The organism is Rugamonas sp. DEMB1, from assembly GCF_029834475.1.
In the GTDB taxonomy this organism is placed as follows: Bacteria; Pseudomonadota; Gammaproteobacteria; order Burkholderiales; family Burkholderiaceae_D; genus Rugamonas; species Rugamonas rubra.
The window spans coordinates 1712424-1726572 of sequence record NZ_CP122407.1; the positions used below are offsets into that span (position 1 = coordinate 1712424).

General features: G+C 64.4%; 17 protein-coding genes. 13 read left to right on the forward strand and 4 right to left on the reverse strand.

The window, feature by feature from the left end; genetic code table 11:
- The first annotated feature begins 65 nt into the window (after positions 1–65).
- The 10 genes from iscR to QC826_RS07845 all read left to right on the forward strand — a co-directional run bounded on the left by iscR (position 66) and on the right by QC826_RS07845 (position 7662).
- Complete coding sequence (iscR, locus tag QC826_RS07800; RefSeq protein WP_093389521.1) at positions 66–542, forward strand: Fe-S cluster assembly transcriptional regulator IscR; 477 nt, start codon at positions 66–68, stop codon at positions 540–542.
- Between the two features lie 43 nt (positions 543–585).
- Positions 586–1842 (forward strand): IscS subfamily cysteine desulfurase, encoded by a 1257-nt coding sequence (locus QC826_RS07805; RefSeq protein WP_279765081.1) that lies wholly within the window; start codon positions 586–588, stop codon positions 1840–1842.
- Between the two features lie 63 nt (positions 1843–1905).
- Positions 1906–2295 (forward strand): Fe-S cluster assembly scaffold IscU, encoded by a 390-nt coding sequence (gene iscU, locus QC826_RS07810; RefSeq protein ID WP_020702063.1) that lies wholly within the window; start codon positions 1906–1908, stop codon positions 2293–2295.
- A 77-nt stretch (positions 2296–2372) separates the two neighbouring features.
- Complete coding sequence (gene iscA / locus QC826_RS07815) at positions 2373–2696, forward strand: iron-sulfur cluster assembly protein IscA (RefSeq protein ID WP_093389523.1); 324 nt, start codon at positions 2373–2375, stop codon at positions 2694–2696.
- 74 nt (positions 2697–2770) lie between these two features.
- A complete protein-coding gene (gene hscB / locus QC826_RS07820; RefSeq protein WP_279765082.1) occupies positions 2771–3289 on the forward strand; it encodes a Fe-S protein assembly co-chaperone HscB in 519 nt (172 codons plus the stop codon).
- Between the two features lie 74 nt (positions 3290–3363).
- On the forward strand, positions 3364–5244 hold the full coding sequence (gene hscA, locus QC826_RS07825; protein WP_279765083.1) for a Fe-S protein assembly chaperone HscA: 1881 nt from the start codon (positions 3364–3366) through the stop codon (positions 5242–5244).
- Positions 5245–5270: 26 nt separating this feature from the next.
- Positions 5271–5612 carry an ISC system 2Fe-2S type ferredoxin gene (gene fdx, locus QC826_RS07830; RefSeq protein WP_093389526.1) on the forward strand — a complete coding sequence of 114 codons (342 nt, stop codon included), beginning with the start codon at positions 5271–5273 and terminating at the stop codon, positions 5610–5612.
- A 14-nt stretch (positions 5613–5626) separates the two neighbouring features.
- On the forward strand, positions 5627–5821 hold the full coding sequence (iscX, locus tag QC826_RS07835; RefSeq protein ID WP_279765084.1) for a Fe-S cluster assembly protein IscX: 195 nt from the start codon (positions 5627–5629) through the stop codon (positions 5819–5821).
- A complete protein-coding gene (locus QC826_RS07840) occupies positions 5808–6734 on the forward strand; it encodes a class I SAM-dependent methyltransferase (RefSeq protein ID WP_409567779.1) in 927 nt (308 codons plus the stop codon). The genes iscX and QC826_RS07840 overlap by 14 nt, the downstream gene beginning before the upstream one ends.
- 184 nt (positions 6735–6918) lie before the next feature.
- Positions 6919–7662, forward strand: coding sequence for an rRNA pseudouridine synthase (locus QC826_RS07845; RefSeq protein WP_279765085.1), 744 nt, complete (start codon positions 6919–6921; stop codon positions 7660–7662).
- A gap of 57 nt (positions 7663–7719) precedes the next feature.
- Here QC826_RS07845 and QC826_RS07850 read toward each other — a convergent pair whose 3' ends face one another.
- The 4 genes from QC826_RS07850 to QC826_RS07865 all read right to left on the reverse strand — a co-directional run bounded on the left by QC826_RS07850 (position 7720) and on the right by QC826_RS07865 (position 10088).
- Positions 7720–8271, reverse strand: a complete 552-nt coding sequence (locus QC826_RS07850) for an RDD family protein (protein WP_279765086.1) — start codon at positions 8269–8271, stop codon at positions 7720–7722.
- Positions 8261–8992 (reverse strand): DUF3106 domain-containing protein, encoded by a 732-nt coding sequence (locus QC826_RS07855; protein WP_279765087.1) that lies wholly within the window; start codon positions 8990–8992, stop codon positions 8261–8263. Before QC826_RS07855 ends, QC826_RS07850 begins: the two co-directional genes overlap by 11 nt.
- A gap of 128 nt (positions 8993–9120) precedes the next feature.
- Complete coding sequence (locus tag QC826_RS07860) at positions 9121–9522, reverse strand: DUF3619 family protein (RefSeq protein WP_093389531.1); 402 nt, start codon at positions 9520–9522, stop codon at positions 9121–9123.
- Positions 9519–10088, reverse strand: coding sequence for an RNA polymerase sigma factor (locus QC826_RS07865; RefSeq protein ID WP_093389532.1), 570 nt, complete (start codon positions 10086–10088; stop codon positions 9519–9521). The genes QC826_RS07860 and QC826_RS07865 overlap by 4 nt, the downstream gene beginning before the upstream one ends.
- A gap of 517 nt (positions 10089–10605) precedes the next feature.
- Between QC826_RS07865 and QC826_RS07870 the strand changes: the two genes are divergently transcribed.
- The 3 genes from QC826_RS07870 to ilvC all read left to right on the forward strand — a co-directional run bounded on the left by QC826_RS07870 (position 10606) and on the right by ilvC (position 13918).
- Entirely contained in the window at positions 10606–12333 is a 1728-nt protein-coding gene (locus tag QC826_RS07870; protein WP_279765088.1) for an acetolactate synthase 3 catalytic subunit, read from the forward strand.
- 1 nt (position 12334) lies between these two features.
- On the forward strand, positions 12335–12826 hold the full coding sequence (gene ilvN, locus QC826_RS07875; RefSeq protein WP_099416286.1) for an acetolactate synthase small subunit: 492 nt from the start codon (positions 12335–12337) through the stop codon (positions 12824–12826).
- 75 nt (positions 12827–12901) lie between these two features.
- A complete protein-coding gene (gene ilvC, locus QC826_RS07880; protein ID WP_279765089.1) occupies positions 12902–13918 on the forward strand; it encodes a ketol-acid reductoisomerase in 1017 nt (338 codons plus the stop codon).
- Positions 13919–14149: the final 231 nt, after the last annotated feature.

Genomic DNA, 14149 nt, shown 5'->3' on the forward strand with positions numbered 1-14149 from the left:
GTTCAACTAATCAGGCTTTGATCAGTTGCAAGACGATATTTTAACCGAGTTGAACCGAGGTAGTGATGCGTCTGACCACCAAAGGCCGTTTTGCTGTGACTGCGATGATCGATCTGGCTTTGCGCCAAGGCAAAGGCCCGGTCACCTTGTCGGGCATCAGCCAGCGTCAGGCCATCTCCCTGTCGTACCTGGAGCAGTTGTTCGGCAAGTTGCGCCGGCATGAGATCGTCGAGTCGATACGCGGACCGGGCGGTGGCTACAGCCTGGCGCGCCGGGCCGACAAGGTCACGGTGGCCGACATCATCATCGCCGTCGACGAGCCGCTCGACGCCACCCAGTGCGGCGGCAAGGAAAACTGCCACGGCGCCGACGCCGCCAGCGGCGCGCGCTGCATGACCCACGAGCTGTGGGCCACGCTGAACGAGAAAATGGTCGACTACCTGGATTCGGTTTCCTTGCAGGATCTGGTCGACCAACAGAAACAAAAGAACGCCGAACAAAACGTGGTGGTGCTGCATCGCAACCACGCCGCGCTTGGTTAATTATCGGACATTAGGCTGCTTGAAACGCATTGGAGTTATCTAGATGAATGCCCCTGAAAAAAACATCGCGCCGGTTCAGTTCCACACCGCCCCGCATTTCCCGATCTACATGGACTACTCGGCGACGACGCCGGTCGATCCGCGCGTTGCCGACATGATGATTCCGTATCTGCGCGAGCAGTTCGGCAATCCGGCCTCGCGCAGCCACATGTACGGTTGGACGGCGGAAGCGGCGGTTGAAGAGGCGCGCGGCCACGTCGCCGCGCTGGTCAACTGCGACCCGCGCGAGATCATCTGGACCTCCGGCGCGACCGAGAGCAACAACCTGGCGATCAAGGGCGCCGCCCAGTTCTACAAGACCAAGGGCAAGCACATCATCACCGTCAAGACCGAGCACAAGGCCGTGCTCGACACCGTGCGCGAACTGGAGCGGGTCGGCTTCGAGGCCACCTACCTGGAACCGCAGGACAACGGCCTGATCACCATCGAGCAGCTGACCGCCGCCATCCGGCCGGACACCATCCTGATCTCCGTGATGCTGGTCAACAACGAGATCGGCGTGATCCAGCCGATCGACGAGATCGGCGCGCTGTGCCGCTCGCGCGGCATCATCTTCCACTGCGACGCCGCCCAGGCCACCGGCAAGGTCGTCATCGACCTGCAAAAGAGCAAGGTCGACCTGATGACCTTCACCGCCCACAAGACCTACGGCCCGAAGGGCATCGGCGCGCTGTACGTCTGCCGCAAGCCGCGCGTGCGCATCGAAGCGCAAATGCACGGCGGCGGCCACGAGCGCGGCCTGCGCTCGGGCACCCTGCCGACCCACCAGATCGTCGGCATGGGCGAGGCCTTCCGCCTGGCCAAGGTCGAGATGGACAGCGAGATCGTGCGCATCAAGGCGCTGCGCGACCGCCTGGCCAGCGGCCTGCAGGGCATCGAGGAAACCTATATCAACGGCGACATGGAGCACCGCGTGCCGCACAACCTGAACGTCAGCTTCAACTACGTCGAGGGCGAGTCGCTGATCATGGCGGTGAAAGATCTGGCGGTGTCGTCCGGTTCGGCCTGCACCTCGGCCAGCCTGGAGCCGTCCTACGTGCTGCGCGCCCTGGGCCGCAGCGACGAACTGGCGCACAGCTCGATCCGCTTCACCATCGGCCGCTTCACCACCGAGGCCGACATCGACTTCGCCGTCGAGCTGATGAAGACCAAGGTCGCCAAGCTGCGCGAGCTGTCGCCGCTGTGGGACATGTTCAAAGAGGGGATCGACATCAGCTCGATCCAGTGGGCCGCGCACTAAGCCCTGCCGGGGCCGGTCGCCACATCGCGTTTTCATCGAATTCAGAATACTAGGAGCATCAAAATGGCTTACTCAGAAAAAGTGTTGGACCACTACGAAAACCCGCGCAACGTCGGCGCCTTCGAAAAAGGTGACGACAGCGTCGGCACCGGCATGGTCGGCGCGCCGGCCTGCGGCGACGTGATGAAGCTGCAGATCAAGGTCGGCGCCGACGGCCTGATCGAGGACGCCAAGTTCAAGACCTACGGCTGCGGTTCGGCCATCGCCTCGAGCTCGCTGGTGACCGAATGGGTCAAGGGCAAGACCTTGGACCAGGCGCTGGCCATCAAGAACACCCAGATCGCCGAGGAACTGGCGCTGCCGCCGGTCAAGATCCACTGCTCGATCCTGGCGGAAGACGCCATCAAGGCGGCGGTCCTGGACTACCAGACCAAGCACCCGGTCGCCGCCTAAGCTCTCATCTAGGCGCGGCGAACGTATTGTGTTACACCGGCCCGGCGCGAGCGCGCGGGGCCGGGACGGAGAAACGAATGGCAATCACACTGACCGAAAAAGCAGCGAAACACATCACCCGCTACATCGAGCGGCGCGGCAAGGGCGTCGGCCTGCGCTTCGGCGTGCGCACCACCGGCTGTTCCGGCCTGGCGTACAAGCTCGAGTATGTGGACGAGGTGGCGGCCGAGGACAGCGTCTTCGAGTCGCACGGCGTGAAGGTCTTCGTCGATCCGAAAAGCCTGCCCTACCTGGACGGCACCGAGCTCGACTTCGCGCGCGAAGGCCTCAACGAGGGCTTCAAGTTCAACAACCCCAATTTGAAGGACGCGTGCGGTTGCGGCGAAAGCTTCCGCATTTGAGCGCGTCGCCGCCGCCGCGCTGTGGCCGTCTGCCGGACGCAACAGCGCGCGGCCAGACCCGATAGACCCCAGCCATGCAAAACCACTTCGACCTGTTCAACCTGCCGCAGCGCTACGCCGTCGACGGCGCCGCCCTCGACACCGCCTACCGCGAGGTGCAGAGCCGCGTCCATCCGGACAAGTTCGTCAACGCCACCGACGCCGAGAAGCGCGTCGCCATGCAGTGGGCGACCCGCGCCAACGAGGCCTACCAGACGCTCAAGCACGCGCAGAAGCGCGCCCAGTACCTGTGCGAGCTGAACGGTGTGGACCTGCAGACGGAGTCGAACACGGCCATGCCGATGGCCTTCCTGATGCAGCAGATGGAGTGGCGCGAGGCGCTGGCCGAGGCGCGCGCCGGCCGCGACGCCGCCGCCCTCGAGGCGCTCGACCGCGACATGCGGCTGGAACGCAAGGCGCAGCTGCTCGGCATCGCCCAGCAGCTCGACGCCGGCGACTTCCACGGCGCCGCCCAGGGTGTGCGCGCCCTGATGTTCCTCGACAAGATGCAGCAGGAAATCGATAGCGTGTTCCAGCTGTTCGAGGATGTGTGAGGCGGCCCGCCGCCATCGCCCTCGACGCCCCCGTCCGTCCTAATTCAATCTGAGCCGCAAGGCACGAAATATACATGGCACTTCTGCAAATCTCCGAACCAGGCATGTCGACCGCGCCGCACCAGCACCGGCTGGCCGTGGGCATCGACCTCGGCACCACCAATTCGCTGGTGGCGACCGTGCGCAACAGCATCCCCGAAGTGTTGAACGACGAGGAGGGCCGCCCGCTGCTGCCGTCCGTGGTGCGTTACCTGCCCAACGGCCACGCCAACATCGGCTACAAGGCCCAGGCCGCGCAGACCACCGATCCGAAGAACACCATCGTCTCGGTCAAGCGCTTCATGGGCCGTGGCCTGCACGACATCGCCTACGCCGAGAACCTGCCCTACGACTTCCAGGACACGCCCGGCATGGTGCAGCTGAAGACCATCGCCGGCATCAAGAGCCCGGTCGAGATCTCGGCGCAGATCCTGGCCACGCTGCGCCAGCGCGCCGAGGACTCGCTCGGCGACGACCTGGTCGGCGCCGTCATCACCGTGCCCGCCTACTTCGACGACGCCCAGCGCCAGGCCACCAAGGACGCCGCCCAGCTGGCCGGCATCAACGTGCTGCGCCTGCTCAGCGAGCCGACCGCCGCCGCCATCGCCTACGGCCTCGACAGCGCGTCCGAGGGCATCTTCGCCGTCTACGACCTGGGCGGCGGCACCTTCGACATCTCCATCCTCAAGCTGAGCAAGGGCGTCTTCGAGGTGCTCTCGACCGGCGGCGACTCGGCCCTGGGCGGCGACGACTTCGACCACCGCCTGTTCTGCTGGATCCACGAGCAGGAAAAGCTGGCCCCGCTGTCCGACGAGGACACCGCGATCCTGATGGTCAAGGCGCGCGAGGCCAAGGAGCTGCTGTCGAACAAGGACGACATCACCGTCGACGCCGCGCTCAACTCCGGCGAGGAAGTGCACCTGCGCATCACCGCGCAGACCTTCCAGGAGATCACCAAGCACCTGGTCGGCAAGACCATGAACGCGATCAAGAAGGCCCTGCGCGACGCCGGCGTCGACATCGACGACGTCGACGGCGTGGTGATGGTCGGTGGCGCCACCCGCATGCCGCACGTGCAGCGCGCCGTCGGCGAGTTCTTCCACACCATCCCGCACGCCAACATCGACCCCGACAAGGTGGTCGCGCTGGGCGCGGCGATCCAGGCCAACCTGCTGGCCGGCAACCGTGCCGCCGGCGACGACTGGCTGCTGCTCGACGTCATCCCGCTGTCGCTGGGCATCGAGACGATGGGCGGCCTGGTCGAGAAGATCATCCCGCGCAACTCGACCATCCCCTGCGCCCGCGCCCAGGAGTTCACCACCTTCAAGGACGGCCAGACCGCCCTGGCCGTGCACGTGCTGCAGGGCGAGCGCGAGCTGGTGAGCGACTGCCGCTCGCTGGCCCGCTTCGAGCTGCGCGGCATCCCGCCGATGGTGGCCGGCGCCGCGCGCATCCGCATCACCTACCAGGTCGACGCCGACGGCCTGCTGTCGGTCTCGGCGCGCGAGCTGCGCTCCGGCGTCGAGGCCTCGATCAGCGTCAAGCCGTCCTACGGCCTGGGCGACGACGACGTCGCCCGCATGCTGCAGGACTCCTACCAGTCGGCCGACGTCGACATGGTCGCCCGCGCCCTGCGCGAGGAGCAGGTCGAGGCCGAGCGCATCCTGCTGGCCACCCAGTCCGCGCTGGACGAGGACGGCAATCTGCTCGACGCCGCCGAGCGCCCCGCCGTGGACGCGCTGATGCAGCGCGTGCGCGACGCCGTCGCCGCCTCCGTGGCCGGCACGCTGGACCACGCCGGCGTCAAGGCCGCCGTCGAGGCGCTGGCCAACGGCACCGAGGACTTCGCCTCGCGCCGCATGGACCGCAGCGTGCGCAGCGCGCTGGCCGGCAAGACGCTGGCCCAGGTCGTTTAATTCAGAACATCACAGAGGTAACACAAGTGCCACAAATCGTATTCCTGCCCCATCCCAAACTGTGCCCCGAGGGCGCGGTGGTCGACGCCCCAGCCGGCAAGACCTTGTGCGACATCATGTTGGAGAACGACATCAACATCGAGCACGCCTGCGAGAAGTCCTGCGCCTGCACCACCTGCCACGTGCTGGTGCGCGAAGGCTTCAGCTCGCTGAGCGAGGCCAGCGAGACCGAGGAAGACCTGCTCGACAAGGCCTGGGGCCTGGAAGCGGTGTCGCGCCTGTCCTGCCAGTCCGTCGTCGCCGACGTCGACCTGGTGGTCGAGATTCCGAAATACACGATCAACCATGCCAGCGAGGGCGGTCACTGAGACCGGAGCAAGCGATGAAATGGACTGATATCTCCGCGATCGCGGAAGCCCTGTACGACAAATTCCCGGACACCGATCCGAGCACCATCCGCTTCACCGACCTGCACAACTGGGTGGTGGAGCTGGACGGCTTCGACGACGACCACAGCCGTGGCGGCGAGAAGGTGTTGGAAGCCATCCAGGCGGCGTGGATCGATGAAGCGCGCTGAGTCAGCGGCCAAGGCCGCCAAGGGCGTCAAGGGTGAAGTCGCGACCACCACCAGCGCGGCGGCGATGCCGGAGATCCGCGAAGGCCAGTCGGTCGCGCTGCTGCAAGAGCTGCACATCCTGACCCGCGACGGCAAGATGAACCAGGACAGCCGCCGCAAGCTCAAGCAGGTCTACCACCTGTACCAGTTCATCGAACCGCTGCTGAAGGAAGTGCAGGCCGACGGCGGCGCCGGCGTGTCGCTGGTCGACCACGGCGCCGGCAAGTCCTACCTCGGCTTCATTTTGTACGACCTGTTCTTCAAGGCATTGAACGACGGCTCGCACATCTACGGCATCGAAACGCGCGAAGAGCTGGTCGCCAAGTCGCAGGAGCTGGCCAAGAAGTTCAACTTTCCCGGCATGTCCTTCCTGCCGCTGTCGGTGGCCGAGTCGACCGAGTCGAAGCTGCTGCCCGAGCGCATCGACGTCGTCACCGCCCTGCACGCCTGCAACACGGCGACCGACGACGCCATCCACTTCGCGTTGAAGAAGAAGGCCCGCTTCATGGTGCTGGTGCCGTGCTGCCAGGCCGAGGTGGCCACCGTGCTGAAGAAGAACAAGGCCAAGGCCCTGGGCAAGAGCGCGCTGACCGAATTGTGGCGCCATCCGCTGCACACCCGCGAGTTCGGCAGCCAGATCACCAACGTGCTGCGCTGCCTGCAACTGGAGGCGCACGGCTACCAGGTCAACGTGACCGAGCTGGTCGGCTGGGAGCACTCGATGAAGAACGAGCTGATCATCGCCAGCTACAAGAACCTGCCGCGCCAGCGCCCCACCGAGCGTCTGCAGGAAGTGCTGGAAACGCTGGGCCTGGAGGAGATGGGCAACCGCTTCTTTACCGAGCAGCTGGCCAAGGCCGCCGTCGCCCAGTAAGCAACCCCGGCTTCCCGGGCTTCAGTCGCTGCGTCAGCGAGGGTCAGACCCTAGGGTCTGACCCTGGATTGATGCCCTGGCGTTCGATGTGCGCGAACTGCATGCCTCATCCGCCCGCCGGTTTCGTCCGCCGGCGCGGCGGCGGGTACAATACCGCCTTTCCTCCGTTTTCCTTTTCGACTCAATGACAGACTCCACCAAAGATTCCACCGTCCGCCTCGCCAAGCGCGTGTCGGAAATGCTCCCTTGCTCGCGGCGTGAAGCCGAGCAGTACATCGAGGGCGGCTGGGTCAGCGTGGACGGCGTTGTCGTCGAAGAGGCCGGCGCCCGCGTCAGCGAGGAGCAGGCCATCGCCGTCGCCAAGGACGCCACCTTGCTGGAGATCCTGCCGGTCACCATCCTGCTGCACAAGCCGGCCGGCTTCAACGCCGACATCGGCAAGGACGGCGCGCCGGCGCTGAGCTGCCTGAGCCTGGAGTCGCGCACCGCCACCTGCCGCCAGCAGCGCTTCCTCAAGCGCCACCTGGGCGGCCTGACGTTGACCAACCCGCTCGCCACGACGGCCAGCGGCCTTGTCGTGTTCACCCAGGACTTCCGCGTCGCCCGCAAGCTGGTCGACGAGGCGGCGCGGGTCGAGCAGGAGATCATTGTCGAGGTCGCCGGCAACATCGTCGAGAACGGCCTGGCCTTGCTCAACCACGGCCTGCCGTTCAATGGCAAGCCGCTGCCGCCGATCAAGGTCAGCTGGCAGAACGAGACCCGCCTGCGCTTCGCGCTGAAGGGCGTGCTGCCGGGCCAGATCGAGCACATGTGCAAGATGGTCGGCCTGGGCGTGGTGGCGATGAAGCGCATCCGCATCGGCCGCATCGCCATGTCCAGCCTGCCGGTGGGCGAGTGGCGCTATCTGCAGGAATTCGAGCGCTTCTAAGCCAGGCGGGGCGGCGCCGATCGCCGCTGAAGAAGGTCGGCGGCGAAAATCTAAGGGTCAGACCCTAGGGTCTGACCCTGGATTGTTGACAGCGGTCTTGCTCTTCTTAGGCAGCTTGGGCAGTTGCACCAGGCGGGTGCCGGTCAGCTTGTCGTGCAGGAACTGGCGGTCGCGGTCGAGCAGGGCGGTGGCGGCCCACACCAGCACGCCGACGCCAACCGCGCCCAGCGCCTGCCACTTGTGCAGGTCGAGGGCGTAGGCCAGCAGCAGCGCCGGCAGCACCCACATCCAGCACAGCAGATAGCGCGCGGTGGCGGCCTGCAGCGACAGCGGGCCGCCCTTGGCCAGCACCACCTTGATGCGCCAGGTGCGCATGGCCAGGGTCTGGCCCTCGCGGCTCCACTGGTGGATGAAGTAGGCGCCCAGTACCAGGAAGAACAGCGCCTGGCGCAGGTGCTCGGCGGTCTTGCTGTGGCTGCCCTGCAAGGCCAGTTCCAGCGCAAGGAAGGGCAGGAACAGCACGGCGAAGCCGAGCAAGGTCTCGTAGACCATCGAGATCAAGCGGCGTGCAAGGGTAGGTGTTGCGACCGGCGCGGAACTATTTGACATTGCTTGGCGTTGGCGGCGTGGCCTGGGTGCTGGTGGGGGCGGCGCTGGCGGGCGTTGCCGCGGTCGCTGGCGTGGCGCTTGTCGGGGCGGTGGCGCTTGGCGCCGCTGTGGCGGCGCCCGGCGCCGGCGTCGCGGGGGTGGCGCTGGCGCCCGGCGCCGGCGGCGTCGCCGGGGCGGCTTGGCCGCCGGCCGGCGGGATCGTCGCGCCGGACTTGATCGGCGCCACGGTCTTGATCTTGTTCTGCGCCGGCGTCGGCACGTTGGCGACCTGCTTCTTCATCGCCGCTTCCGCCGCCAGTTTTTTCTTTTGTTCTTCGGGTAGCTGCTGGTACTGCTCCCAGTGGGCCGATTTTTTCCCCATGTCCAGTTTCTGCCCGTTCACCAGCTTCTGCGTGGCGGCGAAGTTCTGCCGCACCACGCGGCGCTCTTCCGGCGTCAGTTTGATCCACTCGCGCATGCGCTCCTGCACGCGGGCCTGCTCGTCCGGCTTCATCGAGGTGTAGCGGTTGGCGATCTCCAGCCATTTCTGCTTGCGCAGCGGCTCCAGCGCGTTCCACTCGGACGCCAGCGGCAGCAGCGCCTGCTGTTGCACCGGGTTCAGATCTTTCCACTGGGTCTTTTCCGTCGGCTTGGCGACGGCGGGGGGCTGCTTGCCGCCGGCCACCGGCTTGACCGGCGCCGATGTCGTTGCCGGCGCTAGGCCGGCGGCGGCGGCGCTCACTGGCGCCGCCGGGGCGGGCGCCGGGGCCGGTTGTGTCGCGTTGACCCAGGAAGCGCCGCCGACCGCGAGCGCGGCGAGCGCGGCGAATCCCGCGCCCAGTTTTGCCCGACCGCTGAAACGCGCCATGTTTATTGCTCGCTTTTCGTCAGGTAGGCGTTGAAACCGTGGTCCATATAGGCCGACAACGGCAGCTCGTCCGACAACACGGCGGCGTCCACCTCGGCCAGCTCGGCGACGCGCTCCTGCTCCTCGTACTGGTAGAGGCCGACCATGCCGGCCACCAACACCAGCATCGGCACGGCCACGCCCATTCGGCCCAGCCAGGAGAGCGGTTGCGCGAAGAAGCCGGCGCCGCCGCCGGTGGCCAGCGCGCGCTCGCTCACGCGCACCGGCGCGTCGGCCTTCTTGCGCGCCATGGCGGCCTTGCGGGCCGCCGCCAGGCGGTCGGTGGTCGAGGCGGGCAGCTCGTCGAGCTGCTCGTTGAGCGCGTGGCGCACTTTGTAGGCGAAGTTCAGATCGTCGGTGTTCATAATTTGATTCCTTTGGCTTTAAGCGATTCGGCGAGGGTGTGTGTTGCGCGTGAGCAATGTGTCTTCACGCTCCCCTCGGAACATCCCATCGCTTCGGCTGTTTCAGCCACGTCCATGTCCTGCCAGTAACGCATGAGGAAGGCTTCCCGTTGACGCGCCGGCAGTTTTTGCACCTCGCCGTCAATTAGTTGCAAGGTTTGTGCCCGCTCGACCTTGTCGGCGCTCGACTCGGACGCCTCGGAACCCTGTTCCGCCTCGTAGGAGTCGAGTATATCAAAGTCCTCGCTGCCCTCCTTGGCGCCGCCCATGCCGGAGAACAGGCTGACCCAGGTGTTGCGCACCTTTTCGCGGCGGAAATAATCGAGGATGGTGGTTTGCAGGATGCGTTGGAACAGCATGGGCAGCTCGGCGGCCGGCTTGTCGCCGTATTTCTCGGCGAGCTTGATCATCGCGTCCTGCACGATGTCCAGGGCCGATTCGTCCTTGCGCACTGCGTAGACGGCCTGCTTGAAGGCGCGTCGCTCGACGTTTACGAGAAAGTCGGATAATTCTTTGTCTGTTGCCATGCGTCGTGGGGAGGGTACTGCCGGGAGGGCTCAGGTTAAGTGAGGCGTACGGCGCCAGGGATGCGAGCTTGCGGCGTTTTGCGAACTGTGCGCATGCTAGCAAAAATTGGCCATTTCTGCATGTTTTTTACGTCAAAGCGGGGCGCAAATCGCCGATTTTCATAAATGTCCTTGCTCAAATCTGTGCCGCGTAGTACCGTATGGGACGCTTTGATCACCCCGAAGCTCTATGGTCTGGTCGCCGCTGGCACACAACGCCGCACACGACACGACGCGCTTTCATATGTAGGCAGTTTGCTCTAACCCGCGCCACAAGCGCGAGAGGTACGCACAACCGCTACAGAAAATCCGGCCAAACGAGTTTGCGTCCAGCGACGCTTTGCACGCTATCTATGGGTAGCGGAAGAAGTGCCGTGAACGCATAAAAAAGGGAAGCAGGACAAGCTGTAGCTGTAGGCATACTTCGTGAGGAAAGAGCATCCGATCAATCTCCAATGGACCTTGAAAGGAATGTTTTATGAATACCGAAGCAGCAGGACAATTCACAGGCGCGGAAATACTGGTGCGCTGCCTGGCCGAGGAGGGCGTTGAACACGTCTTCGGCTATCCGGGCGGAGCCGTACTGTATATCTACGACGCCATCTTCAAGCAAGACAAATTCCAACACGTACTGGTACGCCACGAGCAGGCCGCTATCCACGCCGCCGACGCCTATTCGCGCAGCTCGCAAAAAATCGGCGTCGCCCTGGTGACCTCCGGCCCCGGCGTGACCAATGCCGTCACCGGCCTGTCGACCGCCTATATGGACTCGATTCCGATGGTGGTGATCTCCGGCCAGGTGCCGAGCCACGCCATCGGCCAGGACGCCTTCCAGGAATGCGACACGGTCGGCATCACCCGCCCCGTGGTCAAGCACAACTTCCTCGTCAAGGACGTCAAGGACCTGGCCGAAACCATCAAGAAAGCCTTCTTTATCGCCCGCACCGGCCGTCCCGGCCCCGTGCTGGTGGATATCCCGAAGGATATCTCGATGCACAAGACCACCTACTCGTATCCGAAAGAGATCGAGATGCGGTCCTACAAGCCGGTCGACAAGGGCCACTCCGGCCAGATCCGCAAGGCCGTGCAGCTGCTGTTGCAGGCCGAACGCCCGATGATCTACACCGGCGGCGGCGTGATCCTGGCCAACGCTGCGCCCGAGCTGAACAAGCTGGTCGACAAGCTCGGCTTCCCGGTCACCAACACACTGATGGGCCTGGGCGCCTACCGCGCCTCGAGCGAGAACTTCGTCGGCATGCCCGGCATGCACGGCACCTATGAAGCGAACATGGCGATGCAGCATTGCGACGTCCTGATCGCCATCGGCGCCCGCTTCGACGACCGCGTCATCGGCAACCCGAAACACTTCGCCTCCAATCCGCGCAAGATCATCCACGTCGACATCGACCCCTCGTCGATCTCCAAGCGGGTCAAGGTCGACATCCCGATCGTCGGCAACGTCAAGGACGTGCTGATCGAGATGCTGGCCCAGCTCGACGCGGCGGAGCAGAAACCGAACCTGCCGGCCGTCAAGGACTGGTGGAAACAGATCAACGAATGGCGCGGCAAGCAGTGCCTGGTCTACCCGACCTCCGACCTGGTCATCAAGCCGCAATCGGTGGTGCAGAAGGTCTACGAAGTGACCAAGGGCGACGCCTTCATCACCTCGGACGTCGGCCAGCACCAGATGTGGGCGGCGCAGTACTATCCCTTCGACAAACCCAAGCGCTGGATCAACTCCGGCGGCCTCGGCACCATGGGTGTCGGCCTGCCCTACGCGATGGGCGTGCAGATGGCCAATCCGGACGCCACCGTCGCCTGCATCACCGGCGAGGGCTCGATCCAGATGTGCATCCAGGAGCTGGCGACCTGCAAGCAGTACCACCTGACGCCGAAGATCATCATGCTCAACAACCGTTTCCTCGGCATGGTGCGGCAGTGGCAGCAGATCGACTACGGTTCGCGCTACTCCGAGTCCTACATGGACTCGCTGCCGAACTTCGAGAAGCTGGCCGAGGCCTACGGCCACGTCGGCATGCGCATCGAGAAGCCGGGCGACGTCGACGGCGCCGTGCGCGAAGCCTTCGGCATGAAGGACCGTCTGGTCTTCATGAACTTCATTACCGATCAATCGGAAAACGTATGGCCGATGGTGAAGGCGGGCAAAGGGCTCTCTGAAATGCTGTTGGGTTCGGAGGACTTATAAGATGCGACACATTATCTCTGTATTGCTGGAAAACGAAGCCGGCGCCCTGTCGCGCGTGGTCGGCCTGTTCTCGGCCCGTGGCTACAACATCGAGACGCTGACCGTGGCGCCGACCGAAGATTCGACCCTGTCGCGCATGACCATCGTCACCAGCGGCTCGGACGACATCATCGAGCAGATCACCAAGCACCTCAACCGCCTGATCGAGGTGGTGAAGGTGGTCGACCTGACCGAGGGTGCGCACATCGAGCGCGAGCTGATGCTCATCAAGGTGCGCGCCGTGGGCAAGGAACGCGAGGAGATGAAGCGCACCGCCGACATCTTCCGCGGCCGCATCATCGACGTGACCGAGAAGACCTACACGATCGAGCTGACCGGCAACAAGGGCAAGCTCGACGCGTTCATCGACTCGATCGACCGCGCCTCTATCCTGGAAACGGTACGTACCGGCGGCTCCGGCATCGGACGCGGCGAACGCATCCTCAAAGTTTGACCGAGTACCTGGGCGGCGCCCGCCGCCCGGTACGACTCCCCTGAACAACACACTACAAAATACATAGGAATTATCATGAAAGTTTTCTACGACAAAGACGCCGACCTCTCCTTGATCAAGGGTAAAAACGTTGCCATCATCGGCTACGGCTCGCAGGGCCACGCCCACGCGCAAAACCTGAGCGACTCCGGCGTGAACGTCACCGTCGGCCTGCGCAAGGGCGGCGCCTCGTGGACCAAGGTCGAGAAGGCCGGTCTGAAGGTTGCCGAAGTGAACGACGCGGTCAAGGCCGCCGACATCATCATGATCCTGCTGCCGGACGAGAACATCGCCCAGGTCTACAACGAAAACGTCGCCCCGCACGCCAAGCAAGGCGCGGTGCTGGCCTTCGCCCACGGCTTCAACGTGCACTACGGCCAAGTCGTGCCGCGCGCCGACCTGGACGTCATCATGATCGCTCCAAAAGCGCCAGGCCACACCGTGCGCGCCACCTACACCCAGGGCGGCGGCGTGCCCCACCTGATCGCCGTGTACCAGGACAAGTCCGGCATGGCCCGCGACATCGCCCTGTCCTACGCCTCGGCCAACGGCGGCGGCCGCGCCGGCATCATCGAGACCAACTTCCGCGAAGAAACCGAGACCGACCTGTTCGGCGAGCAAGCGGTTCTGTGCGGCGGCGCCGTCGAACTGATCAAGGCCGGTTTCGAAACCCTGACCGAAGCTGGTTACGCTCCGGAAATGGCCTACTTCGAGTGCCTGCACGAACTGAAACTGATCGTCGACCTGATCTATGAAGGCGGCATCGCCAACATGAACTACTCGATCTCCAACAACGCCGAATACGGCGAATACGTGACCGGCCCTAAAGTCGTCACCTCGGCCACCAAGGACGCGATGCGCCAGTGCCTGAAGGACATCCAGACCGGCGAATACGCCAAGTCCTTCATCCTGGAAAACAAGGCCGGCGCACCGACCCTGATTTCCCGTCGCCGCCTGACCTCCGAGCACCCGATCGAAGAAGTCGGTGCCAAGCTGCGCGCCATGATGCCTTGGATCGCCAAGAACAAGATGGTCGACCAGTCGAAGAACTAAATCGCTCGACGGATTGCCGGGCGTCAAATTTAGGGTCAGACCCTTAGGGTCTGACCCTGGTTGGTTGGCGGCATCCCGGCGCCATACGCTTGAAATAGCGAAATGTTACAAACGCTCACCATGTCTTACAGTTTCGGCTGGCGGATTCGGGTAAAGTTGCTGTAATCACCAGTTCTGCTGGTTTCGCGCACAATGGGGCTTCGGCCCCATTTTCGCTTTTTCAACTATGGA